The following is a 23,889-nucleotide window of genomic DNA, read 5'->3' as shown; positions in this document are numbered from 1 at the left end:
AAGGAACTTCTTTTGAACACACAAACTTTCTGCCTTTGCGGATCGGGCATTGAATACGCTCAATGCTGCGGCCCATTTCATTCCGGCGAAAAAAAGCCCGTAACTGCCGAAGCTTTGATGCGTTCGCGCTTTACTGCTTATGCTTTGCATAATGCCTGTTATTTGCAAGATACTTGGGATGCCACGGTGCGGCCTGAATTGATCGATTTCTCCAAGGAAAAAGTCGATTGGCAACGCTTGGAAATCGGCAACACTAAAAAAGGCGGGGCTAAGGATGCTAAAGGCGTGGTGGAGTTTAAGGCGTACTATTTGGAGGATGGCGAAGAGTACGTCATGACGGAGATCAGCCAATTTATTAAACGCGCGGGCGGCTGGTTTTATCTGGATGGGCTGGTTAAGTCGATCGGCAAGGTAGGTTTACAGACTAATCTGGGCAAGAATGCCCCGTGTTCCTGCGGTAGCGGCAAGAAGTTTAAACGGTGTTGCGGCGTCGAGTGAGGCGAGGCGAAAAGGGCGACCGATTGGGCGGCCGCCCTGGGTTGTTCTGATCAGGCTACCAGCGTTATTTTTCGTCTTTTGTCGGTTCTTCCGATTCCCCGATCAGCGCGGACAAACAGTCCATCTGGCTTTCGGTATAGTTGGAATGCGCTTCTGCAAGCTCTTGTGCCGAGCCGAAATCAGTGCGTAATTCTTCAAGGGTCTTTTTAGGGTCTTTAGACGAGGACAGCGTCAACATTTTTGTATAGTTACGGTAAGCGGTCAAGCGCTTGGGGTCGAGAGCAAAAATGCCGGGCATGTTGTTCGATGTCGTATCAACGACGCATTTAGCCATGCGCTCGGGAGATAATTTGTAGTCCTTAATGTCTTTTTCCAGCTGCATTTGCTCCAATACAGTCTCTTCATATTGTTTTCTATCTGCGCAACCGGAGAGTAATAATGCAGACAGGGAAATGAGCAGTAGTTTTTTCATGTGAGTGTTACCGTAATTAAATTGAAAATGCGCCGTGCGGCATTATACGCATATATGAAGGGCGAAAGGCTAAAGGGACTCTTCTTTTTGCCCTTTGTCTTTCGCTTTTGGCCTGAATCAATCCATCTCCTTCATTGCCTGCGTTATCCAGGCCTCCGCTTCGGCATTGATGTCGGCGGCTTTGCGTCCCTTGGTTTCTATAACCGGGCCGATTTTTAACTTGATCACGCCGGGGTACTTTAAAAAACTATAGCGCGGCCAGAAATCCCCGGCATTATGTGCGACCGGAATGACGGGGTAGCCGGTTTTATGCGCCAACATGGCGCCGCCGATATTAAACTTCAATACTTCCCTGGCTCCGGCGCGAGTGCCTTCAGGAAAAATCAGCACCCATAAGCCCTCATTTAAATATTTAGTGCCTTGTTCGAGCAGGGAGCGTAATGAGGCGCGTTGGTTTTTCCGGTTGATGACGATGGATTTCAGGGTGAGCAGCGACCATCCCCAAATCGGGAGATAAAGCAGTTCACGTTTTATGACCACTGAATGTGGCGGCAGAATATATCTTAACGCCAGAGTTTCCCACGCAGACTGATGATTGCTCAAAATAATGGCAGGCCGTTGCGGATCGATGGTTTCCAGTCCTTCCACTTCATAGGTGAGGCCGCAAGTAACTCTGGTTATCCAACTGATAATCGCGCACCAGGCATGACCGATTTTCCAACGCACTTTAAAGGTCGTCAGCATGCCTAGAATAAGTAATATTCCGACGATGGTAGCAGTAGAAAAAATGCCCAAAAATAGCAGGGCCGAGCCTATATAGTTTTTAGGTCTGGGATCTTGATGTGAGGTGTTTTGCTGCGTCATATAAGTTCTCAAAAACAGGAATGTCGAGATTAGGATTTTCAGTTAGGGTTTTTCGGCCTTTACCGGTTTTAACCAGTATCGGGCTTGCACCGACCGCCTGCGCTGCCTGGAGGTCGCGGAGCGAATCACCGATAAAAGCTATACCGCTCAGGTTGACATGGTGATCGCCTGCAAAGGCTTCAAGCAATCCCGGCTTGGGTTTGCGGCAGTTGCAGTCGTCGTCGGGACCATGCGGACAAAAATAGATAGCGTCGATTTTTCCGCCTTTTTCTGCGGCCATGCGTTGCATTTTTGCATGGATTTTTTCCAGCGTAACGGCATCAAGTAAGCCGCGGGCCAGACCGGATTGATTGGTGATCACCACGACTTTATAGCCATGCTTGTTGAGCAGGGCGATGGCCTCAAGACTGCCTTCAATCGGCAGCCATTGTTCCGGGGATTTTATGAATTCATCCGAATCGTGGTTAATGACGCCATCACGATCCAGCAACACGTAGCGGTTTTCGGGCATGGATTATAGTGCGTTCCCGCGCCGGTGGAGCGACGCTGACTGCGCGCCCACGCTGGAGCGTGGGAACGATGAACCCTGTGGTATGTTCATTTACGATTGCAGTTTGGAGATGTCGGCGCAGGTCAAAAACTGCTCGGACAACAGGTTGAGCAATGCCAGCCGGTTGGCGCGCAAGTCGAGATCGTCGGTCATCACCATCACATGATCGAAAAAGGCGTCGACGTCATTGCGTAATCCCGCCAAACGGTTAAGCGTTGCTTGATAATTGCGCTGCGCCAGTAACGGTTGAATGTCATCGGCAGATTGCAGCGCCGCTTGCAACAGCTGCTTTTCTTGCGGCTCCAGCAATGCGCCGACGCTGGCGGCCGGTTGGGACTCCGATTTTTTCAGGATATTGCGGATGCGTTTATTCGCCGCCGCCAGACTTTCGGCTTCGGGCAGTTGCCTGAAGGCTTTAACCGCCTGCAAACGTTGCATAAAATCCAGCGGTTCGGCGGGAGTTACGGTGATCACCGCATCGAATTCATCGGCGGTGTAGCCCTGATCAAGACAATAACCTTTCAAGCGGTCGAAAATAAAATCGATAACCCGGTCGGATGTTCCCGATTGATCGGCAACGGTTTTAATTTGAGCGCCGGCGAATTCCGTCAGCTCGATGATATTGATGTTGAGTTTATTTTCTATGATGGTTCGGAGAATGCCTAACGCGGCGCGGCGCAATGCATAAGGGTCTTTGTCGCCGGTAGGGATCAAGCCGACGGCAAAAATACCTACCAGCGTGTCTATTTTTTCCGCGATAGCAAGGACTTGCCCCGTTGTACTGCCGGCAGTCGGACTACCGGATTGTTTGGGGAAATACTGTTCCTCAATTGCCAGTGCGACCTCTTCCGGCTCGTTGTCCGCCAGCGCATAGTAGCGCCCCATAATGCCTTGCAGGTTGCCGAATTCGCCGACCATTTCGGTCATCAGGTCGGTTTTGGCCAATAACGCGGCGCGTTCGGCCAGTTCGACATTGGCGTTCAGGTGTCCGGCAATGAATTTCGCGAGATTTTGCACGCGTTTGGTTTTGGCGAAAACCGTGCCCAGATTCTCCTGAAAAACCACGCTGGACAAGCTTTCCACGCGATCTTCCAACGTTTTTTTCCGATCCTGGTTCCAGAAAAATTCCGCATCGGAAAGGCGCGGGGTTACCACGCGCTCATTACCCTGCTGTATGGACTTGGGGTTGGTGCTTTCAATGTTGCTGAAAGTGATGAAGTTCGCCAGCAAACCGCCATCGGCATTTTTAACCGGAAAATATTTCTGGTTGGTCTGCATCGTGGTGATCAATACTTCCGGCGGCAGCTCAAGGAAACGCGGGTCGAAAGTCCCGGTAATCGGCACCGGCCATTCGTTCAAGGCGGCAATCTCTTCCAGCAAATCGTCTTCGATATGTGCAATGCCGTTCACCGCAGCGGCAGCTTTTTGCGCCGCGTCGCGAATGATGGTCTTCCTTTGTTCAAAGTCGACAATAACATGGCCTTGTTGGTATAGCGCATCAGCATAATCTTCCGGCTTGGTTAGGGTGATTTTTTGCGGAGCGTGGAAGCGGTGGCCTTGCGTGGTTGCGCCGGTTCTTAATCCTAAGATTTCCATGTCAATAACGCTGTCGCCATAAAGTAAAACCGCCCAATGCACGGGCCTGACGAATTCGTTAGTGTAGTTCCCCCAACGCATTCTTTTAGCAATAGGTAAGTTGGAAACAGCACATTCAACAATACTAGGCAAGAAAAAATCTGTATCTTTACCAGTTACTTCAGCTTTATAAACTAATCTTTCATTCTTGCCTTGACCTGTCCTTTGTAGCTGGTCAACTCTAATATCAAATTTACTGGCAAATCCTTCCGCTGCTCTAGTGGGATTACCATTATCATCATAGGATGCAGAAACAGCCGGGCCTAATACTTCAACTAATTGATTTCTTTGTTGAGTATTAAGGGCAATAACTTTGACCGCTAATCTCCTTGGAGTGGCGAAATATTCAATTTCCTGAAAATCTATTTGTAGGGTTTCAAGCTGCTTTCGAAACCCATCAGCTAAAGCCTGAGAGAGTTTTTTAAGTGTTTTGGGCGGCAATTCTTCCGAACCCAGTTCGAACAATAAATGTTTGCTTGTGTCCATGTTATGCTCCCTGCTCGGTTAACATTGGAAATCCCAGCGATTCCCTGCGTTGGTAATAGACTTCGGCTACGGATTTAGCCAAATTCCTGACTCTCAACAGATAACGTTGGCGCTCGGTAACCGAAATGGCGTGGCGCGCATCCAGCAGGTTAAAGGCATGCGAGGCTTTCAGCACCATTTCATAGGCCGGCAGCGGCAAGTTCAATTCGATCAGCTTGGTGCATTCCTGCTCGTAAGTGTTGAAACACTCGAACATGAACTCGACGTTGGCGTGTTCGAAGTTGTAAGCGGACATTTCCACTTCGTTTTGATGGAACACATCGCCGTAAGTTACGGTGCCGAAGGGGCCTTTGGTCCAGACCAGGTCGTAAACGCTTTTAACGCCCTGCAAGTACATCGCGATGCGCTCCAGACCGTAAGTGATTTCGCCGGTGATCGGCCTGCATTCAAGGCCGCCGACTTGCTGGAAATAGGTGAACTGGGTCACTTCCATGCCGTTCAGCCAGACTTCCCAGCCTAGTCCCCATGCGCCCAGAGTCGGCGACTCCCAATTGTCTTCGACGAAGCGCACGTCGTGTTCGAGCAAATCCAGGCCCAAATGGCGTAACGAACCCAGATACAATTCCTGAATATTGTCCGGCGACGGTTTTAAAACCACCTGAAACTGGTAGTAATGCTGGAGTCGGTTGGGGTTTTCGCCAAAGCGGCCGTCGGTCGGCCTGCGCGACGGTTGCACATAGGCCGCGTTCCAAGGCTCAGGGCCTATGGCGCGTAAAAATGTGGCGGGATGAAATGTCCCCGCGCCAACTTCTTGATCCAACGGCTGTAATAAAATACAGCCTTGATCTGACCAGTATTTCTGTAAGGCCAGGATGAGTCCCTGAAAAGTAGATAAGTCGTTGTTTATGCTGGACACGGATTAACGCTCTTGGGCAATAAAAAGGGGAGGATTATAACTGAAAAACTGCCATGGGGCATATCGTTAGATTGGGTCGCCGCAAATTTAGACAGGCGGATTCGGCAAGTATTTTAGCCCGGAAAGGTGTCTGCGAGCGTTAAGTGCAAGCGCATTCGCCGATGTCTTCAAACCAGATTTGCGGCGATTGTTCGATAAAGCGCCGCATCAGCGCAATGCAATCGGCGTCGTTCATTTCAACAATATGTACTCCGGCGTCTTTAAGCCAATCGAGGTGGCCTTCGAAGTTGACCGATTCACCGACTACCACCGTGCCGATATTGAATTGCCGGATCAAGCCCGAGCAATACCAGCAGGGCGCCAATGTCGTTACCAAAATCTTGTCGCGATAGTTGGTTTGGCGACCGGCTTTACGAAAGGCGTCGGTTTCGCCGTGGACGGAAGGGTCGTTGTCCTGCACCCGGCGATTGCGACCGCGTCCGAGCAGATTGCCATGTGCGTCGAACAGCGCCGCGCCGACCGGTACGCCGCCTTCGTCAAAACCGGCTTGCGCTTCGGCGAACGCTACGGCCAGCATGTTTGTATAGTTCATCGAAAGTTCCCCTGAGTGGATTTATTGTTATAGGCGGGTTATGCGTTAAAAATAACAAAAATATTGTACCCCAAACGGCTCGTTTAAGCGGAATAGCGCTTGATTTAAGCGCGGGATTATTTCTGCATCAATTCATTTTGAGAAAAATAGTTGTTGCTATAGTATCGGGTCAAAGTAATAGGCGGTGAGGCGGTGTCATACATCGTTATCAGAATTTTGATGAACATCTGAGTGGGTGTCGCTTAATGTGAGGTGACATTTTTCTATAATCAAAAGGAGAAACGACATGAACGATCAAGAAAAACAACGGGCTGTAGATATTCTTAACAAAATTATGGAACTTGAACTGGCGGGGGTTGTTCGCTACACACATTACTCGCTGATGGTTTACGGTTATAACCGTATTCCAATTGTTTCCTGGCTTAAAGGCAATGCTGACGAGAGTCTTGCCCATGCGCATAAAGCCGGCGAACTGGTAACTTTATTAGGAGGGCATCCTTCGCTTAAGATTGGTCCTTTATTGGAAACGGCAAAGCACGATATTGGCGATATTCTAAGAGAAAGTCTGGAACACGAGAAAACAGCGATAGCCGCCTATTTTGACCTGCTGAAAGCCTCCGAGGGCGTTTCAGTATTGTTGGAGGAGTATGCGCGAGAAATGATTGTAGGGGAAGAATTGCATCTGGACGAAGTGAATAAAATGCTTCGGAAACCGGGCGATGTTCAACCGTTTGATCAGTAAGGTGGAGAACAAATGCGTCAGCGGAAAGGGCGCATGAGGTAGTCAGTCATGCGCCGGATCCACGAAGAGTATTTTACAAAACACCCACTGCACGCCGCAAATGCAATGCAGCCAACGCGGCATCATAAGTGGCATTGTTCAAATTAACATAGGTTGTGGTACGCAAATCTTCCGCCTTAAGTACATCGGTATTAGTGGACAAACCTTGTTGATAGCGGTCGGTGGTGACTTTTAAATTTTCATCGGCTTGCGCTATCGCTTGCTGAGTCACGGCGATGCGTTTTTGCGTTTCTTGGATATCCAGCCAGGCTTGGCGCACCTGCAAGCCGATCACGCTGGATAAGTCGTCGCGTTGCTCTTTTAAGGAAATAGCTTGTCGGGTAATCGCATCGCTACGATGGCCGGAACTGCCGTCGAATATTTTCCAATCCATGCCGACATTGGCCATCCACATGCCTTCAAAGGCCTGATAGCGGTTCTCCTGATATTGATAGCCGCCATTGACGGCAACCTGCGGCAACAGTCCGGCTTTTACGCTCTGCGCCTGCTGGCCTAGCGACTCTATTTGCTGCGCCAGTGTGACCAATTCGGGCCGTTGTTTTAACGCATTGCCGCTCAGGTCGTTTAATGTGCCTTGTGGGGTTTCAGGGAACTGATGAGCCAGTTTAACCTCATCGGCAAGATTTCGATCCAGCAACTGGTTATAGCGCGCCTTGGCAATGTCCAGCTGATTATTCGCCTGAACGACCAGCTGTTGGGCATTGGCCAGTTCCACATTGGCCGCCAATACGTCATTGCGCGCCACCATGCCTTGATCGAACAGGTTATTCACATCCTTCATATGCAGCTCTAGCGTATCGACATGGCTTTGCGCGACCTGCAAGGCGCTATCCATGCGCAATACCGCGATATAGGCTTCCGCCACCTGCATTTTGATATTTAATACCGAGGTAATTTCATTGGATTGAACCGCTTGCAAGGAGGCTTCGGCGGCATCGATATTATGGCTGATGCGCCCGCTGGTAAAAATCGGCACCGAGGCAATCGCCTGGGCTTTCACGCTTCCGGCCTGAGTGGTGCTGAACTGAGCTGTTTGGCCTCCTATCTGGGTTTTCGCTGCCGGGGTTTCACTAAACTGGGTATAACCGCTGCTTACGTTAAGATCAGGCAATCGCTGCCCCTCTGCCGAATGTAACTGCTGTTCGGAGGCGCTGGTGTCGGCTTTCGCCGACTTGATCTGATGGTTATTATTAAGGGCGCTGTCCCAGGCGTCTTCCAGCGTTTCCGCCGAAGCCCCCGTTGCAGTCAGAAACATTAACAAGCCGATTAAAGGATTGTTATGGCTTAGCATGGAGCATACCCCGCATATAAAAAGCAATGACTTTTGAAATCAGCTGTTTTTTTTCGTCAGCGGAAGGCCGTAGCGTTTTCGTCAACAGGCAGCGCAAATGCAAATCGCCTTTCAGCATGCTGAAAAACGCATCCGCCGCAAATACCGGATCGGCAATGTGATAGCGGCCGTCGGCATTCAAGCGCCGGAAATAGTCTTCCAGTTGTGTCAATACGGTTTGCGGGCCGCTCTGATAAAATAATTGACCCAGCTCAGGAAAATCGGGGCTTTCCGCCACCACCAGCCGATAAATAGCCAGCGCATCTTCGGCATAAATCAAATCCACCGCGGAGGTCGCGATTTGGGTCAGATTGTTTTCAACATCATCCGACTCGATAGTCGCCTGGGTCATGGTCTGCAATAAAGACTCGCAAAGGTCGGAAATGACCGCCGCGAGCAGGGCGTTTTTACTGTCGAAATGGTTATACAGCGTCGCCTTGGAAACCGGTGCGGCCTGGGCGATTTTTTCCATACTGACGTTACGGTAGCCGTGCGCCAGGAACATGCGGGTTGCGCCATTAAGAATGGCTTGGCGCTTGGGATCGGTGGGTTCTGAAGTCATTTATTTGTTAAATTTAGGGTGATGGCTGATGTGAATTATCGTTACCACGCTGGGGCGTGGGAACGATAATTCTTCGTGTCTCGGCAATGGCTCCTGCATTTATGCCGTCGTTCTTGGTAATTTCATAACTTTTTGTTTTTGCGTAAAAGCAAATCATAAGTTAGACTAAACTAAACCGTTTAGTTTATCAAGGTCATTTTATGCTTCGCTTTCGCTCTGTTTTACTGATTTTATTGATAGTGGTCCCTCTAGTCGCAGGAATCGGCTATTGGCTGGTGGATCGCCAGCAATATGAGACTACCGACGACGCTTATCTACAAAGCAATATCGTGTTAATCAGTCCCCGAGTGCAGGGTTATGTGACGCACATAGCCGTTAATGACAATCAGGCCGTCAAGCAAAATGACGTTCTAGTAACGATTGATGACCGGGATTATCAGGCGAAAGTTATTCAGGCCGAAGCCAATGTCAGCGCGGAAGTAGCTCACATTGAGCGTTTGCGGGCGATGAAAACCTCCCAGCATGCGCATATCGAAACGGCCGGCGCCAATATAATTGCGGTGCAAGCCAGACGGGAGCAAATTCAAAAAGATTTGCAGCGCTTTAATAACCTGATTGATCGGGGTTCGGCGTCCAGGCAATCTCTGGATAAAGTTCAATCGGAGTCCAAGCAGGCAACGGCCGAACTCAGAGGTTCGCAGGCCTCAGCCAGCGCCGAACACAATCAACTAGCCACGCTCGACATTGAAATCACCGAAACCGAAGCCCGCTTGGAAAATGCCCAGGCACAATTGACCTTGGCGAAAATCGACCTGGAACATACCCAGGTCAAAGCGCCGGTAGACGGCATCATCGGCAATCGCGGCGTACAGCTTGGGCAATTGGTGCGCCCCGGCGTTGCGTTGGCTTCTCTGGTGCAAAACAGCAAAATCTGGGTGGAGGCGAATTTCAAGGAAACCCAACTGCAACACATGCGCTTGGGGCAGCCGGTTACGGTTAAAGTGGACGCCTATCCCGATCTTGAGTTGACCGGCAAAGTGGACAGTTTTTCACCGGCCAGCGGTTCCGAATTCAGTATCCTGCCTGAGGAAAATGCCACCGGCAACTTTACCAAAATCGTGCGCCGGGTACCGGTAAAAATAGTCTTCGATTCGTCCGAGAATATCCAGTTATTAAGGCCGGGCTTGTCGGCTGAAGCCAAAGTAAAAGTCCATTAATCCTGTGATGGAAACAGATCATCAGCAAACAGAAACGCCGCTGACCCTGGGCCAGTGGATCGGTTTTTTCAGCATGGCGATAGGCGTGTTTATGGCGGTACTGGACATCCAGGTCGTCGCCAGTTCGCTACAGGAAATACAGGCCGGGCTGTCCGCTACCCAGGACGAAATTGCCTGGGTGCAGACCTCTTACCTGATTGCCGAAGTCATCGTCATTCCGTTGTCCGGCTGGCTGGGCCGGGTTTTTTCGACCCGCTATTTATACGTCATATCTGCAGGCGGATTCACCTTAGCCAGTCTGCTTTGCGCATTCGCCTGGAATTTACCGTCGATGATCGTGTTCCGCTGTTTGCAGGGCTTTCTTGGCGGCGCGATGATTCCGATGACCTTTACCGTAATCTTCATTTTGTTTCCTCCGCGTCTGCAACCGGCCATGACCATCGTGCTCGGTTTGATTGTGACCATGGCGCCGACTATCGGGCCGGTGCTTGGCGGCTTTCTTACCGAAACCTACAATTGGCAATTGCTGTTTTTGATCAATATCATCCCCGGGATCATAGTCTGCGTTATGGTGTGGAAGTATCTTGATATTGATCAGCCCGACTGGGCGCTGTTGCAGAAAATCGATTTTGTCGGCATCGCCCTGATTGCCGTTTTTTTAGGCAGTATGCAGTTCGTGCTGGAAGAGGGCGTACGCAAGCAGTGGTTTGAAGATCATATGATTGTCGCCTTGACGATAGTTGCCGTCATCAGTGGTATCGGGATGCTGATTTGGGAGTTAAAAAATCCTCACCCGATTATCGATCTCTATGCGTTCCGCAATACCAATTTTGCTGTAGGTTGCGGCTACAGTTTTGTGCTGGGCGTGGGGCTTTATACCATCATTTATTTGACACCCATTTATCTGTCCAGCGTTAAAGGCCTTAACAGCTTGCAAATCGGCTATTACCTAATGGTTGTCGGGGTGTTTCAATTGCTTTCGGCATTTATAGCCGGGCCATTGCAGAAAAAAATGGATTTGCGCTGGATGCTATGTCTGGGGTTTAGCTTGTTCGCGTTGGGTTCATGGCTGAATGGCAATTTAACTGCCGAGTCCGGATATTGGGATTTTTTCTGGCCGCAGGCTATTCGAGGCACAGCATTAATGTTGTGTTTTCTGCCCATTAACACCTTGGCCTTAGGCCTGTTACCGGTGGAAGAAATCAAAAATGCCAGCGGGCTTTATAACCTGATGCGTAATTTGGGCGGCGCGATCGGTCTTGCGGTTGCCAATACGCAAATGATTTATTTAACCAAAGCCCATTATGCGACGTTGCGAGACTCGGTTACCGCAACCAGCTATCAGGCGCAGGAAATGCTGGAAGGATTATCGGCGTCGATGCAGCAAATGAATTTGCCTGATCCCGATTTGGCTGCGTTAAAACAAATCACCGGGCTTGCTCTGCGGGAAGCGGAAGTGATGACCTTTAATAACCTGTTTCAGGTTATCGCCGTTATCTTCCTGGCTTCGCTTGTTGTTGCGCCTTTTCTAAAGAAAGTCGATGGCGAAAAGGCCGCTGCAATTCACGAGTAAAGTTGTCTCAGTACAGGGCGCGACCTGTGCAAAGTGACGCGTACGAAAAAAGCCAATAGCCCTTATTATGCAAGCCCCATACGGGCTGCTTGTTTTCCCCGGATTGTGTTTTCATCGGATAACACGGCCTTAATAAAGATCAACTCGTTGTCGTTGATGGCAATTTAAGCTGGCACAGTATTACTAAGCAGTGTATTTGGTGGTAGATTGCTGCCAGTGCGGAATGAATAAAATCGCCATGAAAAACACCTGCGGCGACGACTGTCCAAACGATCCGATTTTGGCGTAGACAACTATGCGCCGCCCCTTGCTGATGCAGTCAACATCGTGCTTTAGGTTGAAACGATCAAAGACTGATCGGCCTTGTTTGTTAATACAGCTCAGAGGAAGAAACCATGAAACTTTATTACAGCAAAGGCGCCTGTTCTTTATCACCCCACATCGTCGCTTGTGAAGCGGAACTGCCGATTGAATTGATTGAAGTTGATTTGCAAAGCAAACGCACCAAAGCGGGGGATGATTTCCGGCTGATAAATCCTAACGGTTACGTGCCGGTGCTGATCCTTGACGACGGCAACAAGCTGATGGAAGGTCCCGCTATTGTGCAGTATCTTGCCGATCAGGCGCCCGAGAAAGAATTAGCGCCACCGGCTGGTACATTCGAGCGTTATCAGCTGCAACAATGGCTGAATTTTATTTCCACCGAGATTCATAAAGGAGGCTTTGGACCGTTGTTTAATTCCGCCACGCCTGAGGCCGCTAAAAAAATGGCGATTGCAACACTGACTTCGCGCCTGGAAACCGTCGCCGAGCATCTTTCGAAGCATGCATTTTTGCTCGGCGAGCATTTTACCGTGGCCGATGCCTATTTGTTTGTCATGCTGGGCTGGGGAGCTTATGTCGATGTCGATATTTCGCGTTGGCCGGTGCTGGCGGACTATGCCGCTAAAATTTCCGCGCGTCCCGCAGTGCAAAAAGCGACGAAGGAAGAAGGGCTTGTTTGAATTTCGCTAGATCCCACGCTCGCTAGTTCCCAAGTTCCCCAGCTTCCTGTATCACGAAGCTGGGGCTTCGCCTTCGAGATTCCCAATCTGGCGATTGGGAATCAGCGCAACTTGTTCCAGAACAAGCTTCGTAATTGTTTGTACGCCATGTTCCGTTGTTTTATACTCGGCTCAATCAAAACAGTTAGGCCGTGTCATTGGCATTGAACTTCGGGAAATTAATTTATGAATACCGCCAACAGGAGCGGCAAGGAAATTATCAAAGATTTGCTTTTGCGGTTACCGGACGAAGTTTCTTTACATCAGGTTGCGCAAGAAATTGAATTTATTGCGGTTATACGGCAAGGAATGGCGGAGCTTGATCGCGGAGACAGCGTCACAATTGAGCAACTAGAAAAAGAGCTGCCTTTATGAATTATGAGATAGCGCGGCCATTGCCAACCTGATATAAACTGTATCTAAACATGCCACGGAAAATTAGAGAATTAATATTTGAACTTGAGCAGTTCGGCTTTGTTAATCGAGGCGGCAAAGGCAGTCACAGAAATTTTGAACACAAAAAAGGTGTAAAAATTGCTATCTCTGGTTAGCTTGGTGACGATGCCAAATTTTATCAGGAGCGAGAGGTTAAACAGGAAATTCAGGAGTCAGAATAATGAAAGAATCAGCCCAATACCTAAAAATTGTCGAATGGTCCGAAGAGGATCAATGCTTTATTGGTCAATTCCCTGGCATCATCGGCCCATGTTGTCATGGCGACGATGAAGTGCAGGTATATCATGATCTATGTCAAATAGTCGATGAATGGGTTACAACCATGTTAGATGACGGCAAGCCTTTACCTCCCCCTACTGCCGGTCATAACTTAGCTTCGAAGTTATTGAGGGAAGCAGCCTAATCGCAATCTCAATACGATGGGTTTTGCGCCGCTCTACCCATCCCACGAGCTCACTGCATTAAACAAATTCAAGATACTTCTATGAACAGAAGATCCTTTCTTAAATCAGCGCTTTCCGGCGGTGCGCTTGCCTTTGCCGGGAGTTATCCGGTATTCATCGAGCGAAACATCGTGCAGGTGAATCGGTACAAGATTCCAATCTCTAATCTGCCGCTTTCGTTTCACGGGTTTACACTTGCGCACGTGACGGATGTGCATTTGGGTTATCTGGTCTCCCCGTTGTTTGTTGAAGAAATAGTTCACCGGACAAACAGCTTAAACACGGACGCTATCGTATGCACCGGCGATTATGTTCATGAACGGAACACGATTGAAGAAATCGACAAAGTATGGCCTATTTTGTCTAAGCTAAGCGCAAGGTATGGTGTCTATTCGGTGTTGGGGAATCATGATCATTGGGCCGACAATAGTAGATCCCTGTATTGGTTGGAACGATCAGGGCAGAATGTTCGGCATCAATGCAAGCCGATTTACAAGGGTCGCGACAGGATTTTGATCGGCGGGGCAGGGGACTTTTGGGGCGACGAGCTAAAAATCGACAAGGTGTTTTCCAGCTCGGATCAAGGCGATTGCAGGATACTGTTGTCGCATAATCCGGATTCAGTCGATACGGAGTTTGAAACGCCGCTGTCTTTGGTGCTGAGCGGTCATACCCACGGCGGGCAGGTTGTAATACCTTTTTTGGGGGCGCCCAGATTGCCGGTAAAAAACAAGGACTATTCCAGCGGCCTTATCGCCACGCCCAGAACCCCGCTTTTTATAAGTCGAGGGATCGGTTGGGCAATTTTGCCGGTGAGGTTCAATTGTTACCCGGAAATAGCGGTGTTGGAATTGGTAAATCCACGGTTGCTGGCATAACAATTTGAGCTTGGGAATCAGCGAATAAAATAATGAGGATATAACATAATGAATAATAAGAATAAGTGTTTGATCTTTGCTCATCGCGGCGCTAATAAGGAGACCGTTGCCATTGCCGAAAATACCCGCGCGGCTTTTAATCATGCGCTGCAATATCCGATAGACGGCATTGAAACCGATGTGCAGTTGAGTCTGGATGAGGTGCCTGTTCTTTGGCATGACTGGGAGCTGGATAAGCTGGGTCATCCTGGAAAAGGCATCGACGATTTTAATTTCGCGCAGCTTGAGCAAATGGATTTTGCCGGATACTGCTCGCCCGATGCGGCATCGGAAGGCGCGTTGAGCCTTAAGGAGTTTATCGATAGTTTCCGAGGGCGTTGCGGTCTGGATATTGAGCTTAAAAGTCGCGACGAGGAATCGCGGCAACGGCTGGAAACTAAAATCCTGCAAATGCTGGCGATCATCGGCACATCGGCGGCCGATGGCGTGTTTATTTCTTCATACAGTCTGCCCGGCCTGATTTTTGCCCATCAACACTCACCGGATTTGCCGCTTTACTATCTGCTGTCCGGCCATCACACCCAGACCGACATCGAGCTGTTCCTGAAAGAATACAGCTTTCTTGCCGGTTTTTGCCTGCCCATCGATATTCATAACGAGTCTATTGCCAAGCTTTTGCGGGAGCGGGGCAAAGGCGTTGGGGTTTATACCTGCAACAGTACTGAGGAGATTCAAAAAGCGCTGGATCTGAAGGTCAATATCCTGATTACCGATTACCCGCAACTGGCATTGCAGCTGCGCGATTCGTGAAACGGGACTTTGCGCAACTCGCCGACCGGCATTTTGATGTGCTGGTTTGCGGCGGTGGCATTTATGGCGCATGGACGGCTTATGATGCCGCTTTGCGCGGTCTGAAAGTTGCCATCGTCGACCAGGGCGACTGGGCCTCGGGAACTTCATCCGCTTCCAGCAAGCTGATACACGGCGGCCTGCGTTATCTGGAGTCTCTGGATTTCAAGCTGGTTAAAAAAGCCTTGCGCGAACGCGAGATGTTGAAGAAAGCCGCACCGCATCGTGTTTGGCCGCTACGTTTTGGCGTTCCGGTTTTTAAGGGCAGCAGGTTAAGCAATATTCGCCTGAAACTCGGTCTGACGCTTTATGATCTTTTGGCTGGAACGCCCTGCTCGGACCAAGCTCATCGTCGATTCAGCCGGGCTGCATTCGCGGAGCGTTTTCCCTGTCTCAATCCGGCATTATTAACCGGCGGTTTTACGTATGCCGACGCGCAGACCGACGATGCCCGTTTGGTCCTGGAATTGATCGATGGCGCGTTATCGGCCGGAGCGGTATGTGTGAATTACTGCAAAGTGACCGGCTTTATTGAAGATAAGGGACGAGCTTGTGGCGCTAAAATTCAAAATCAGGTCGACGGCAAAACAGCGGCCGTTTATGCCCGACAAATCGTTAACACAATCGGGCAATGGACAACTGAAGGCGATTGCAGATTAACCAAAGGCATACATTTAATCTTGCCCAAGGCACTCGGCAATGACGCGCTGTTGCTGACCGCGAAAACGGACGGGAGAGTGTTCTTCATGATTCCGTGGTACGGGCTGACGCTGCTGGGCACTACCGATACCGATTATACCGGCGATGTCGATCAGGTTTTTGTCGCAGCGGATGAAGTCGATTATCTGCTGACCGAGGCCAACCGGGTGCTTGAGATAAATTGGACTGAGGCTGACATTATTGGTCGTTACGCCGGCTTGCGCGTTTTAAAACAAAGCTCAAAAACAACGCCGTCTGCCGTCAGCCGCGACTGGGAATTGAAAGTCGCCGATAACGGTCTCTTGATGTCCATCGGCGGAAAAATCACTTCGGCGCGGGAGGATGCGGCGCAGATCGTCAATACGCTTTGTGAGAACCTGGGCGTTGACAAGCCTTGCAAAACTGACGGCAGGCCATTTCCGTGGCTGCCTGATCAGGATTATCGGTTGTGGGCGGATGCGGCTTTGCTCGAAGCTGTAACGCTGGGCATAGACAAAGAAAGCGCACAATGGCTGATACGGCGACACGCAAAACGCGTGTCGATGGTTTTTCAATTAATAAAACAGGATACCCCGTTGGCAAAGCGGATCATGCCCACGCTGCCTTTTATATTCGCCGATTTGGTATTTTGTGCCGGTCATGAAATGGTCGTACATTTGGAAGACTTGCTCAGACGGCGGATTCCCTTGTTAATATTGGCAAAAATGACTCAGTCCGAATTACGTTATCTCGCCGAAATGACTGCAAGAACGCTGGGCTGGGATGAGGCTACTTTAAATAACGAATGTGGAATGTGCATTAAAAAAACATGAACTGCGGACAATCCGGTTCTATATTTTTTTGAGTTTATAATCGACTGTGATACTCATTTATTGGAAGAGGATTAACTGGGATTTAGTCGCATTTTTACGGTGCTTTATTTTTCTGTAAAGGCTATTATTGCGGCTTCTTATAATTTAAAGAATATTAAATGACCACCCCAAAGGCTTATTTCTTGGTATTAACGTGCGGTTTTAACGAAAGATACTAGAAATGAAACGCATCTTGCCTGTCTTTTTTATCTTTTCTGTATTTATTACCGGAAGTTACTGGTCGGCCTATTCCAATGTAGGGTCGATTATCTATTTTTATAATCCGGAAACGAATATCAATAATTTTGCCACGTTAAAAACAGCTTTTGATACCTATTTGGTGAACCATGGCGGCTATTATTTCCAGCCTTTTGATAGCAGGGAAAATTTTGAAGCGGTAATCCAGGAAAAAAAAGGCGATATTTATTTATTATCCAGTTGGCATTTAAAGGCATTGCAGCAAAAAAATGTGCCGCTGAAAATTGCCTTGGTCGGCACGTCAAAGGGCAACACCATGCAAAGGAAGGTATTAAGTACAAAAAAAGATATTGTCGATGTCACTATGCTTAAAAATACCGTGGTTGCTGGCGCAGGAAGTGAAGAATACATTCACAGTGTATTGAAGCAAATACTCGGCAAAGAGCAGGAAGCGCTGCTTAAAGACATCAAAATACTTCTCGTGCCTAAAGACATCGATGCGATTATGGCGGTGGGTTTTGGCATGGCGAGTGCCGCCATTTCCGCAGAAAGCAGTTTGGATAAGCTGGCGATGATTAATCCCAATCAATTTAGAGAATTACATGGCTTGGGTTTTAGCGAAAAGGATTATTTATTGGTTGCGGCAACATTGAAAAAACCGGAGCAGCAAGAAGCGGAATTACTTGAAGTGTTACGAAAAATGTCGGAAGCCGATGCCGGTGGAGAGAATTTAAAGTTACTGGGCATAGATGGCTGGAGGGCAATGTAATGAAATGCTTCAATAATCGCCGCGCGTCTTATAAAGGCTGGAACCCACTATGAAAATAATGGATTTTTGTAAGGTCTTAATCCTATTGAGTGTCTTTTGGGTTAGCGCCGGTTTTGCCCTGCCGGGTAAGGTGCTGATTGTTAATAGTGATAATACCGTTTTTCGATATGAAACAATCGCCTCTGAATTTAAAAAAGTCTTGCAGCAAAACGCTTATCAATGGACTGAGTTTAATTTAAACAGTCATGCCGATGCCGAAGCGGAGCTGAAACAGCTTATCCAACAAGAAAATCCTGTGCTTATTTATTGCATAGGAACCAAAGCCTATTCGTTAGCGCGTAATGTTGCCTCTAACAAAAAATTGTTATTTTCAGCCGCTATTAATTGGAGAAGATTGGATATTGGCGAAGGAACTTATGGTGTAGCCAATGAATTGTCGTCTGCGCAAGAAATATCGTTGTTACGCTATTTCTTTCCAACGATTAAAACAATCGGCTTACTTTACAATGATAAATTCAGTCGTGAATACGTAGAAACCATTAAAAAAGAGGCCTTAGCCTTAGGCATAAATATCATTAACCAGCCCATTAATGATACGCAAGAGATCAGCGGGGCGCTCAATGAATTGCTGCCCAAAATAGATATGTTCTGGATTATTTCCGATCCGGTTGTTTTAAGCAGTAAAGCGTCAGTGCAGCAAATTTTTCAAGCGGCGCAACAACAGAAAAAACCGGTTTACGCTTACAGTGAGGTGTTTATAGAACAAGGCGCGGTGTTGGCAATTTCTGCGGATCTGGCAACGATTGGGCGACAGTCGGCAAGTTTAGCCCTGATGATAAATGAGGATAAAGTGCCGGAGGGGACGGTGCAAAACCCTGCGGGCTCAACGGTTACTTTAAACAAATGCGCTCTCGACGCATTACGATTCAGTTTTAATCAAGACGCCCTGGATTCGGTTAATAAAATTGTGGAGTGTGATAAATGATTAAATATTTATACACCCTACTCGTTGGCGTTTTGGTGTTGAATTCGAGTGCTTTTGCAGCGGCAGCTTCGAATGATGATCTGGAAAAGGAATTGGCGTATCTTGCCGCAGAACGGCAAGTCGTAATTACCGCCTCGAAAATAGAAGAGCATGTGGATAAGACTATTGCGACAACGACAGTCATTACCCAAAGCGATATTCAGCAGATCGGTGCGCGTAATTTGTTGGATGTGTTGCGCTTGGTTCCGGGTATCGGTATTACGCAAACGCAGATGGGGTGGCGTGAAATTGAAGTTCGCGGTGTTAAAACATTAACGTCTGAAAAAGTGCAGATTATGTTGAACGGCCATCCGCTGGATCATAATCTGCAGAACGCCGGTAGTGGTTGGGTCTACGATGATTTACCGGTGGATACGATCAAACGCGTCGAAGTGGTGCGCGGTCCGAGTTCGGCTTTATACGGCGCTAATGCCTTTCTTGCCGTTATCAACATCATCACCCAGAACGCCAAGGATTTGAATGGTGTGCAAACTTCAGCCGGTTGGGGCAGTTTCGATACCCAGCAATATCGGGCATCCTGGGGCAAGCAATTCGATAATAGCGCTGAGGCCGCATTGCATTTCAATTTTACCGATACTAACGGCATCAATTCGCCAATCCCGGCTGACAGCTTGAGTGTTCAAGGACAGCCTTCCTCAGCGCCCGGTAGAAGCCAGCTTACAGAAGGCCGTTATGATCTGGAATGGCAATTAGGTTATCAAGACTTTAAACTGGACGGACGTTATATTAACAAAAAAGCGGGCACATTTTTTGGAGCGGCATCTGTCCTTAGCGATGACAGGACTCAACAAGATTATAACGATTATTTTCTGCGCTTGAGTCGAACCTGGAAAATTCAAGATAAGTTCACGGTAGATACCCAAATATTTCACGATTTTTATAGCGCTGATAATAGATGGCAACTTGCACCGACCCAGTTTTTTCGTACCGGCTTTCAGGACACACGTACCGGTGGTGAAATTCAAGCTAATTATCATATCAGTGATACTCAAACCGTGATCAGCGGGTTTTCTTATGCAAAAGAGCAGCAGGGTAACCTTATTGATGAATTGGGAGGCGATCCAGAACACTTGATGCCGACATTGTCTTCTAGCGAGGAAAGAACACGTAGACGCTGGGGGATTTACATTGAAGATGTCTGGGACCCATTAAAAAACCTACGCATGACCTTGGGAGCTCGCTATGATAGATACAGCGACTTTGGCGGCACATTCAATCCTAGGATGGGCTTTAATTGGGAGTTTATTAAAAATTATTCACTGAAATTTTCTTATGGTACAGCTTATCGGGCGCCTGCCTTCGGTGAACTCAGCCTCGTCAATAATCCTGTAGTATCAGGCAATCCGATGCTTAAACCGGAGGAAGTTAAAACCTTTGAAACGGGCATTATTGCCCATCCCGTGGCGGGTTTGACGACCCAAGCTACTTATTATCACTCTGCAATCAATCAAATTATCTCACCGGTTTCCGGCCAAACAACGATTTTGCAGTATGCCAATAATGGCAGTTTAATCTCCGAGGGTGTCGAATTGGAGACACGTTATGATTTTGGCGGCAATCTGCAAGGTTCCTATATCAGCGCCAATCATGTCTTGCAGCATAGCACTCAACTTAGTCAGCAGTTAGCAGATGTGCCGCGGCATCGTACCAACCTGACAGCAAATTGGGCTTTCGATAATACCTGGAGCAGCTTTGCGCATATCCTTATCAAAGGCAATACATTGCGCAATCCGAGTGATACACGCAACAATGTGCCTGGATATGCCTTATTCGATGTAGGATTGCTGGGGAAAAACATGTTTGGGCAGAAAGTTGACATCAGTTTTAATGTCTACAACTTATTGGACAAACGGTATTACGATCCGGCTCCCACTAGCTTGAATTTTATAGGTGATTATCAAATGGCTGGAAGGGCATTTTTCGGGCATGTCAGTCTGAAGTTTTAATTTGGGATAGCTGATGTTATGCACGTCACATAACAACCATGAAAACACAAGGTTGTTACGCGTTTAATGAGCTTTAAAACGGCCTTATTTTAGTCGTTGCGTTTAAACGATTGTTAGATATTTAGCTGTAATTCGTAGGAAGGTGGATTGCCTATAGGCGAATCCACCTTCCGGGTTAAGTTTTTACCACCAGTAAATGTTATACATCTTATCTCTCCTTTGAAAAGTTAATGTAAAAAATCTCCGCTGATTGCGAAAGAGCAACGGTTTGCCCCATATAAACGCAGTCAGACGGGGCGGACCTGACTGCCTAACAAACCGAGTAGGGTACGTTATATCCTACATTTTAATTACACCTAAATATTCCCTATCCGTTGTAATGCGACATTAAATCGGGCAGTGGAGTATATCTAGCGGGAACAGGTACATTATCTTCAGGGAACGCAGCCAGAGTTTCTTGAATATTTGATAAAAACAGGTTTACGAGAACGGTATTTTTCAACTTTTCATAAGCACACAGGCCGATAATACCAATCTCTGTTCCTAACGATATGTTTTTAGCATTTTTTTCAGGATCACTATTTATATCGCTATTTGAGAATGGTTGGGCATCTTTTCTGGCAAGAAAGTTTATTGAATCAGGCCCCATAGCAACATAGCATTTTCTTGTTACGTTCCATGCTAACAGGCTTTCATTTTTATAATAGATAAAAAGTGTTTCATCTCCATTTGATACGGTGATTTTTCCAGCGTCAAAACCGCTTATTTTGCTCTCTTCTTTATTGGTGATTACCCCTTCAAATAATTTATAGCTAGGTAGTGAAAAGCTATCCAGAAATTTAAGGAATTCATTATAATTTTTGGATTCAATCATGTTCTGTCCCAGATTCCATGCAAAACCCACTGTCCATTGAATAAATTTAGCTCCATTTTTATCGGATAACATTGAACAATTTAAATCAGAGCCCTTCATCGGATAACACGCTATACCAGCTGTGCTGTTATGTGACTTGGCGAATCGCCGTGCCTGGTTTTCCGCATCCTCTGCATCTTTTACCTGTACAATAACTTTTTGATAATGCCCCGATTCATCTGTATCGGAAGTTAAGATAACAGGATTTAGGGGTAATTGATTAATATTGAAAAGATTCATGCTCATTTCCGGTACTGCTCTACCACAGGGATCACCGTTAATTACGGAAATACCCTTTCTCGCTGAAATTATAAAAGGAATTAGAGTATTCATTGCGCCCATTTCAACGGGCATTAAATAGCTTAACGGCTTTTGGCCGGATTGAGTTAGATAATCATTCATTTCACGGAAGGCATTTAATGAAACCGTTTGCCCGAAACCTTCAAATATTTTATCGGGTGAACCTAAACCCGCCACGAGGGATATATTTTTATTTGTCTCAAGGTTATCAGGATTTACATAGTACATAACATCGGCATCATTAATCATTTTGTCCATAAAAAGCAGGGCCATCCCAATTGGTCCGCCGCCGCCTGATGCTAAAAAACATGCGCCATATACAATGTAGCTAATATCTGTTTTTGTTAATTGATAGTTACCGAGGCCAAAATCTTTGACTTTATAGTCATTTTCACCCACTTTTTTTATCTGTTGGGACTCATTAAATGATGATTTTCTAAGTGAAATATCATTAAGCATGAAAACTGTTCCTTAAAATTGAATGGATTATATTCGTTTCTGTTGAAGCTTTATCTTCGTTAAATGCAGAAAAATTTATTGGTTTAGCTCGGATAAAATGTCCTTAACAGGACAAGGGTGATATTGTAAGCTATAACGTCAATAATATGTGGCAAAAGCTGACGCAACTTTCATTTTCAGTGTTTGCGTAGTGTTGTCGGCGGTTCGATTAGAAGCAAGAGAAAGCGCTTGCCGCCTCGAAAAATATTCATCAATTAAGATACTTAACTTATGCAACTAGACTTTCAATCTCCTGAATTTATAGCGAACCCTTACCCTACTTATGCCAGATTGCGCGAACAAGCTCCAGTCTATCTTTTAGAGCCAGGGGTTTGGTTAATAACCCGTTACTATGATATTGAGCAATTGTTGAAAAAACCTTTCTTAAACAAAGATGTTCCTTTGATCACCGATCAACGTTATGGTCGAGATATGAATGTTGAACCTGTTTATCGTATTCATAATAATTTTTGGGTATCGATGAATTCGCTTCGTCGGCGCAAGGTGATCGTCAAAGCGCTTAATGCGCGTAAAACAAGCGAGGTACGTGCATTGGTGCAAAGAAGCGCGGAGCAGTTAGTGGACAAATGGATAGATTGCGGGCAGGCCGATTTAATGCATGTTTTTGCTTATCCGTTACCTGTGCAAGTTATTTGCAATATGCTTAACATCAAACTGGAACAGAGTCTTGATTTTTTGGCGGAAACTAAACTCATGTCGAGAGCTGCTGAACCTAATCTTCTTACTGTGGAGGAACTTGATGTCGCTAATGCTGCGGCATTACGGTTGGAGGGGTTTTTTCGCGAAATTTGTCAGCAAAGACGCAAACAACCTGGGGACGATTTAGTTTCGCAGTTACTGGCAGCTGAGGAAGAAGGAGAGCATTTAAGTGAAGATGAAATTATTTCCAATCTTATTATATTGTTCGTAGCTGGATACGGAACTACCGCCAACGCACTGTGCAATACCTTACGGCTGCTCTTTCTTTATCCAGATCAGCGGGAGTTGCTAATTGCTAAACCAGAGCTTCTCTCCTGTGCTGTAGAGGAAAGCTTTCGTTTTAATTCTTCAGCGCCAATTACTTTCCGTACTGTTCAGGAATCGTTGAAATTGAATGGAGTTCAAATTGCATCTGGGGATACTGTCTATATCGCTCTTGATTCGGCAAACCATGATCCTGAAGTGTTTGTCGATCCTGATCGTTTCTGGATTGAGAGACCACCAACTGTTAAAAAATCACTTGCTTTTGGTCATGGTAACCATTATTGCCTGGGAGCTAAGCTGGGAACTATCGAGATAGAAGTTGCACTGGAAATCTTATTTCGCCGATTACCGGATTTGGCTATCGATAATATAGATCAATTAAAGTGGGAACAGACGTGGGTATTTAGAGGCCTGGAATCTTTACCTGCAAGATGGTAGAAATAATATCTTCTATGACAGGTAAGAGTTATCATCGGACTGGCCGGTAAAACATCACAGGCCGATAATTCCACAGTGACTC

General features: G+C 47.2%; 23 protein-coding genes. 14 read left to right on the top strand and 9 right to left on the bottom strand.

What is annotated here, in order from left to right:
- The first annotated feature begins 12 nt into the window (after window positions 1–12).
- Complete coding sequence (locus Q8L79_RS18030) at window positions 13–498, top strand: YchJ family protein (protein WP_305274052.1); 486 nt, start codon at window positions 13–15, stop codon at window positions 496–498.
- A gap of 64 nt (window positions 499–562) precedes the next feature.
- Here Q8L79_RS18030 and Q8L79_RS18025 read toward each other — a convergent pair whose 3' ends face one another.
- The 6 genes from Q8L79_RS18025 to Q8L79_RS18000 all read right to left on the bottom strand — a co-directional run bounded on the left by Q8L79_RS18025 (window position 563) and on the right by Q8L79_RS18000 (window position 6,013).
- On the bottom strand, window positions 563–970 hold the full coding sequence (locus Q8L79_RS18025) for a hypothetical protein (protein ID WP_305274050.1): 408 nt from the start codon (window positions 968–970) through the stop codon (window positions 563–565).
- 117 nt (window positions 971–1,087) lie between these two features.
- Window positions 1,088–1,834, bottom strand: coding sequence for a 1-acyl-sn-glycerol-3-phosphate acyltransferase (locus tag Q8L79_RS18020; protein ID WP_305274049.1), 747 nt, complete (start codon window positions 1,832–1,834; stop codon window positions 1,088–1,090).
- Window positions 1,794–2,345 (bottom strand): D-glycero-beta-D-manno-heptose 1,7-bisphosphate 7-phosphatase, encoded by a 552-nt coding sequence (gene gmhB, locus Q8L79_RS18015; protein WP_305274047.1) that lies wholly within the window; start codon window positions 2,343–2,345, stop codon window positions 1,794–1,796. Before gmhB ends, Q8L79_RS18020 begins: the two co-directional genes overlap by 41 nt.
- A 90-nt stretch (window positions 2,346–2,435) precedes the next feature.
- Window positions 2,436–4,505 carry a glycine--tRNA ligase subunit beta gene (gene glyS / locus Q8L79_RS18010; RefSeq protein ID WP_305274045.1) on the bottom strand — a complete coding sequence of 690 codons (2,070 nt, stop codon included), beginning with the start codon at window positions 4,503–4,505 and terminating at the stop codon, window positions 2,436–2,438.
- A 1-nt stretch (window position 4,506) separates the two neighbouring features.
- Window positions 4,507–5,421, bottom strand: coding sequence for a glycine--tRNA ligase subunit alpha (glyQ, locus tag Q8L79_RS18005; RefSeq protein WP_305274043.1), 915 nt, complete (start codon window positions 5,419–5,421; stop codon window positions 4,507–4,509).
- A gap of 139 nt (window positions 5,422–5,560) precedes the next feature.
- The gene (locus tag Q8L79_RS18000) at window positions 5,561–6,013 is read right to left on the bottom strand and encodes a nucleoside deaminase (RefSeq protein ID WP_305274041.1); all 453 of its coding nucleotides are present in this window, start codon (window positions 6,011–6,013) and stop codon (window positions 5,561–5,563) included.
- Window positions 6,014–6,299: 286 nt separating this feature from the next.
- On the opposite strand from Q8L79_RS18000, the gene Q8L79_RS17995 reads away from it, so the two are divergent.
- Window positions 6,300–6,755 (top strand): bacterioferritin, encoded by a 456-nt coding sequence (locus Q8L79_RS17995; protein ID WP_305274039.1) that lies wholly within the window; start codon window positions 6,300–6,302, stop codon window positions 6,753–6,755.
- A 73-nt stretch (window positions 6,756–6,828) separates the two neighbouring features.
- On the opposite strand, the gene Q8L79_RS17990 is transcribed toward Q8L79_RS17995, so the two are convergent.
- Both Q8L79_RS17990 and Q8L79_RS17985 read right to left on the bottom strand, forming a co-directional pair.
- Entirely contained in the window at window positions 6,829–8,106 is a 1,278-nt protein-coding gene (locus Q8L79_RS17990; RefSeq protein WP_305274037.1) for a TolC family protein, read from the bottom strand.
- Window positions 8,093–8,707 (bottom strand): TetR/AcrR family transcriptional regulator, encoded by a 615-nt coding sequence (locus tag Q8L79_RS17985; RefSeq protein WP_305274036.1) that lies wholly within the window; start codon window positions 8,705–8,707, stop codon window positions 8,093–8,095. Before Q8L79_RS17985 ends, Q8L79_RS17990 begins: the two co-directional genes overlap by 14 nt.
- A gap of 200 nt (window positions 8,708–8,907) precedes the next feature.
- Between Q8L79_RS17985 and Q8L79_RS17980 the strand changes: the two genes are divergently transcribed.
- The 11 genes from Q8L79_RS17980 to Q8L79_RS17930 all read left to right on the top strand — a co-directional run bounded on the left by Q8L79_RS17980 (window position 8,908) and on the right by Q8L79_RS17930 (window position 20,674).
- Window positions 8,908–9,924 (top strand): HlyD family secretion protein, encoded by a 1,017-nt coding sequence (locus Q8L79_RS17980; protein ID WP_305274034.1) that lies wholly within the window; start codon window positions 8,908–8,910, stop codon window positions 9,922–9,924.
- Between the two features lie 7 nt (window positions 9,925–9,931).
- Window positions 9,932–11,497: a DHA2 family efflux MFS transporter permease subunit gene (locus Q8L79_RS17975; protein WP_305274032.1), complete on the top strand. Its 1,566-nt coding sequence runs from the start codon at window positions 9,932–9,934 to the stop codon at window positions 11,495–11,497.
- Between the two features lie 395 nt (window positions 11,498–11,892).
- Entirely contained in the window at window positions 11,893–12,501 is a 609-nt protein-coding gene (gene gstA / locus Q8L79_RS17970) for a glutathione transferase GstA (RefSeq protein ID WP_305274030.1), read from the top strand.
- A 225-nt stretch (window positions 12,502–12,726) separates the two neighbouring features.
- Window positions 12,727–12,915, top strand: coding sequence for a hypothetical protein (locus tag Q8L79_RS17965; RefSeq protein WP_305274028.1), 189 nt, complete (start codon window positions 12,727–12,729; stop codon window positions 12,913–12,915).
- A 241-nt stretch (window positions 12,916–13,156) separates the two neighbouring features.
- Window positions 13,157–13,399 carry a hypothetical protein gene (locus Q8L79_RS17960; RefSeq protein ID WP_305274026.1) on the top strand — a complete coding sequence of 81 codons (243 nt, stop codon included), beginning with the start codon at window positions 13,157–13,159 and terminating at the stop codon, window positions 13,397–13,399.
- 81 nt (window positions 13,400–13,480) lie between these two features.
- Window positions 13,481–14,317 (top strand): metallophosphoesterase, encoded by an 837-nt coding sequence (locus Q8L79_RS17955; RefSeq protein ID WP_305274024.1) that lies wholly within the window; start codon window positions 13,481–13,483, stop codon window positions 14,315–14,317.
- A gap of 48 nt (window positions 14,318–14,365) precedes the next feature.
- A complete protein-coding gene (locus Q8L79_RS17950) occupies window positions 14,366–15,127 on the top strand; it encodes a glycerophosphodiester phosphodiesterase (protein WP_305274022.1) in 762 nt (253 codons plus the stop codon).
- Window positions 15,124–16,677, top strand: a complete 1,554-nt coding sequence (locus Q8L79_RS17945) for a glycerol-3-phosphate dehydrogenase/oxidase (protein ID WP_305274020.1) — start codon at window positions 15,124–15,126, stop codon at window positions 16,675–16,677. Before Q8L79_RS17950 ends, Q8L79_RS17945 begins: the two co-directional genes overlap by 4 nt.
- A 220-nt stretch (window positions 16,678–16,897) precedes the next feature.
- Window positions 16,898–17,683, top strand: coding sequence for a hypothetical protein (locus Q8L79_RS17940; protein WP_305274018.1), 786 nt, complete (start codon window positions 16,898–16,900; stop codon window positions 17,681–17,683).
- A gap of 49 nt (window positions 17,684–17,732) precedes the next feature.
- Complete coding sequence (locus Q8L79_RS17935) at window positions 17,733–18,668, top strand: ABC transporter substrate-binding protein (RefSeq protein WP_305274016.1); 936 nt, start codon at window positions 17,733–17,735, stop codon at window positions 18,666–18,668.
- A complete protein-coding gene (locus Q8L79_RS17930; protein ID WP_305274014.1) occupies window positions 18,665–20,674 on the top strand; it encodes a TonB-dependent siderophore receptor in 2,010 nt (669 codons plus the stop codon). The genes Q8L79_RS17935 and Q8L79_RS17930 overlap by 4 nt, the downstream gene beginning before the upstream one ends.
- Window positions 20,675–21,041: 367 nt before the next feature.
- Here Q8L79_RS17930 and Q8L79_RS17925 read toward each other — a convergent pair whose 3' ends face one another.
- Window positions 21,042–22,346, bottom strand: coding sequence for a DUF917 domain-containing protein (locus Q8L79_RS17925; RefSeq protein ID WP_305274013.1), 1,305 nt, complete (start codon window positions 22,344–22,346; stop codon window positions 21,042–21,044).
- A gap of 270 nt (window positions 22,347–22,616) precedes the next feature.
- Here Q8L79_RS17925 and Q8L79_RS17920 point away from each other — a divergent pair, with 270 nt between their 5' ends.
- Complete coding sequence (locus Q8L79_RS17920; RefSeq protein ID WP_305274012.1) at window positions 22,617–23,807, top strand: cytochrome P450; 1,191 nt, start codon at window positions 22,617–22,619, stop codon at window positions 23,805–23,807.
- Window positions 23,808–23,889 lie beyond the last annotated feature (82 nt).

The sequence above is a fragment of the Methylobacter sp. genome, from assembly GCF_030680395.1.
Classification (GTDB): domain Bacteria; phylum Pseudomonadota; class Gammaproteobacteria; order Methylococcales; family Methylomonadaceae; genus Methylobacter_A.
The sequence above is the reverse complement of the archived record's forward strand: the minus strand, read 5'-3'. Positions and strand labels throughout refer to the sequence as shown.

Coding starts and splice junctions, on each gene's coding strand:
- Q8L79_RS18025 (WP_305274050.1), bottom strand. CDS start 970: ATGAAAAAACTACTGCTCATTTCCCTGTCTGCATTATTACTCTCCGGT.
- Q8L79_RS18020 (WP_305274049.1), bottom strand. CDS start 1,834: ATGACGCAGCAAAACACCTCACATCAAGATCCCAGACCTAAAAACTAT.
- gmhB (WP_305274047.1), bottom strand. CDS start 2,345: ATGCCCGAAAACCGCTACGTGTTGCTGGATCGTGATGGCGTCATTAAC.
- glyS (WP_305274045.1), bottom strand. CDS start 4,505: ATGGACACAAGCAAACATTTATTGTTCGAACTGGGTTCGGAAGAATTG.
- Q8L79_RS18000 (WP_305274041.1), bottom strand. CDS start 6,013: ATGAACTATACAAACATGCTGGCCGTAGCGTTCGCCGAAGCGCAAGCC.
- Q8L79_RS17995 (WP_305274039.1), top strand. CDS start 6,300: ATGAACGATCAAGAAAAACAACGGGCTGTAGATATTCTTAACAAAATT.
- Q8L79_RS17990 (WP_305274037.1), bottom strand. CDS start 8,106: ATGCTAAGCCATAACAATCCTTTAATCGGCTTGTTAATGTTTCTGACT.
- Q8L79_RS17985 (WP_305274036.1), bottom strand. CDS start 8,707: ATGACTTCAGAACCCACCGATCCCAAGCGCCAAGCCATTCTTAATGGC.
- Q8L79_RS17980 (WP_305274034.1), top strand. CDS start 8,908: ATGCTTCGCTTTCGCTCTGTTTTACTGATTTTATTGATAGTGGTCCCT.
- Q8L79_RS17975 (WP_305274032.1), top strand. CDS start 9,932: ATGGAAACAGATCATCAGCAAACAGAAACGCCGCTGACCCTGGGCCAG.
- gstA (WP_305274030.1), top strand. CDS start 11,893: ATGAAACTTTATTACAGCAAAGGCGCCTGTTCTTTATCACCCCACATC.
- Q8L79_RS17965 (WP_305274028.1), top strand. CDS start 12,727: ATGAATACCGCCAACAGGAGCGGCAAGGAAATTATCAAAGATTTGCTT.
- Q8L79_RS17960 (WP_305274026.1), top strand. CDS start 13,157: ATGAAAGAATCAGCCCAATACCTAAAAATTGTCGAATGGTCCGAAGAG.
- Q8L79_RS17955 (WP_305274024.1), top strand. CDS start 13,481: ATGAACAGAAGATCCTTTCTTAAATCAGCGCTTTCCGGCGGTGCGCTT.
- Q8L79_RS17950 (WP_305274022.1), top strand. CDS start 14,366: ATGAATAATAAGAATAAGTGTTTGATCTTTGCTCATCGCGGCGCTAAT.
- Q8L79_RS17940 (WP_305274018.1), top strand. CDS start 16,898: ATGAAACGCATCTTGCCTGTCTTTTTTATCTTTTCTGTATTTATTACC.
- Q8L79_RS17935 (WP_305274016.1), top strand. CDS start 17,733: ATGAAAATAATGGATTTTTGTAAGGTCTTAATCCTATTGAGTGTCTTT.
- Q8L79_RS17930 (WP_305274014.1), top strand. CDS start 18,665: ATGATTAAATATTTATACACCCTACTCGTTGGCGTTTTGGTGTTGAAT.
- Q8L79_RS17925 (WP_305274013.1), bottom strand. CDS start 22,346: ATGCTTAATGATATTTCACTTAGAAAATCATCATTTAATGAGTCCCAA.
- Q8L79_RS17920 (WP_305274012.1), top strand. CDS start 22,617: ATGCAACTAGACTTTCAATCTCCTGAATTTATAGCGAACCCTTACCCT.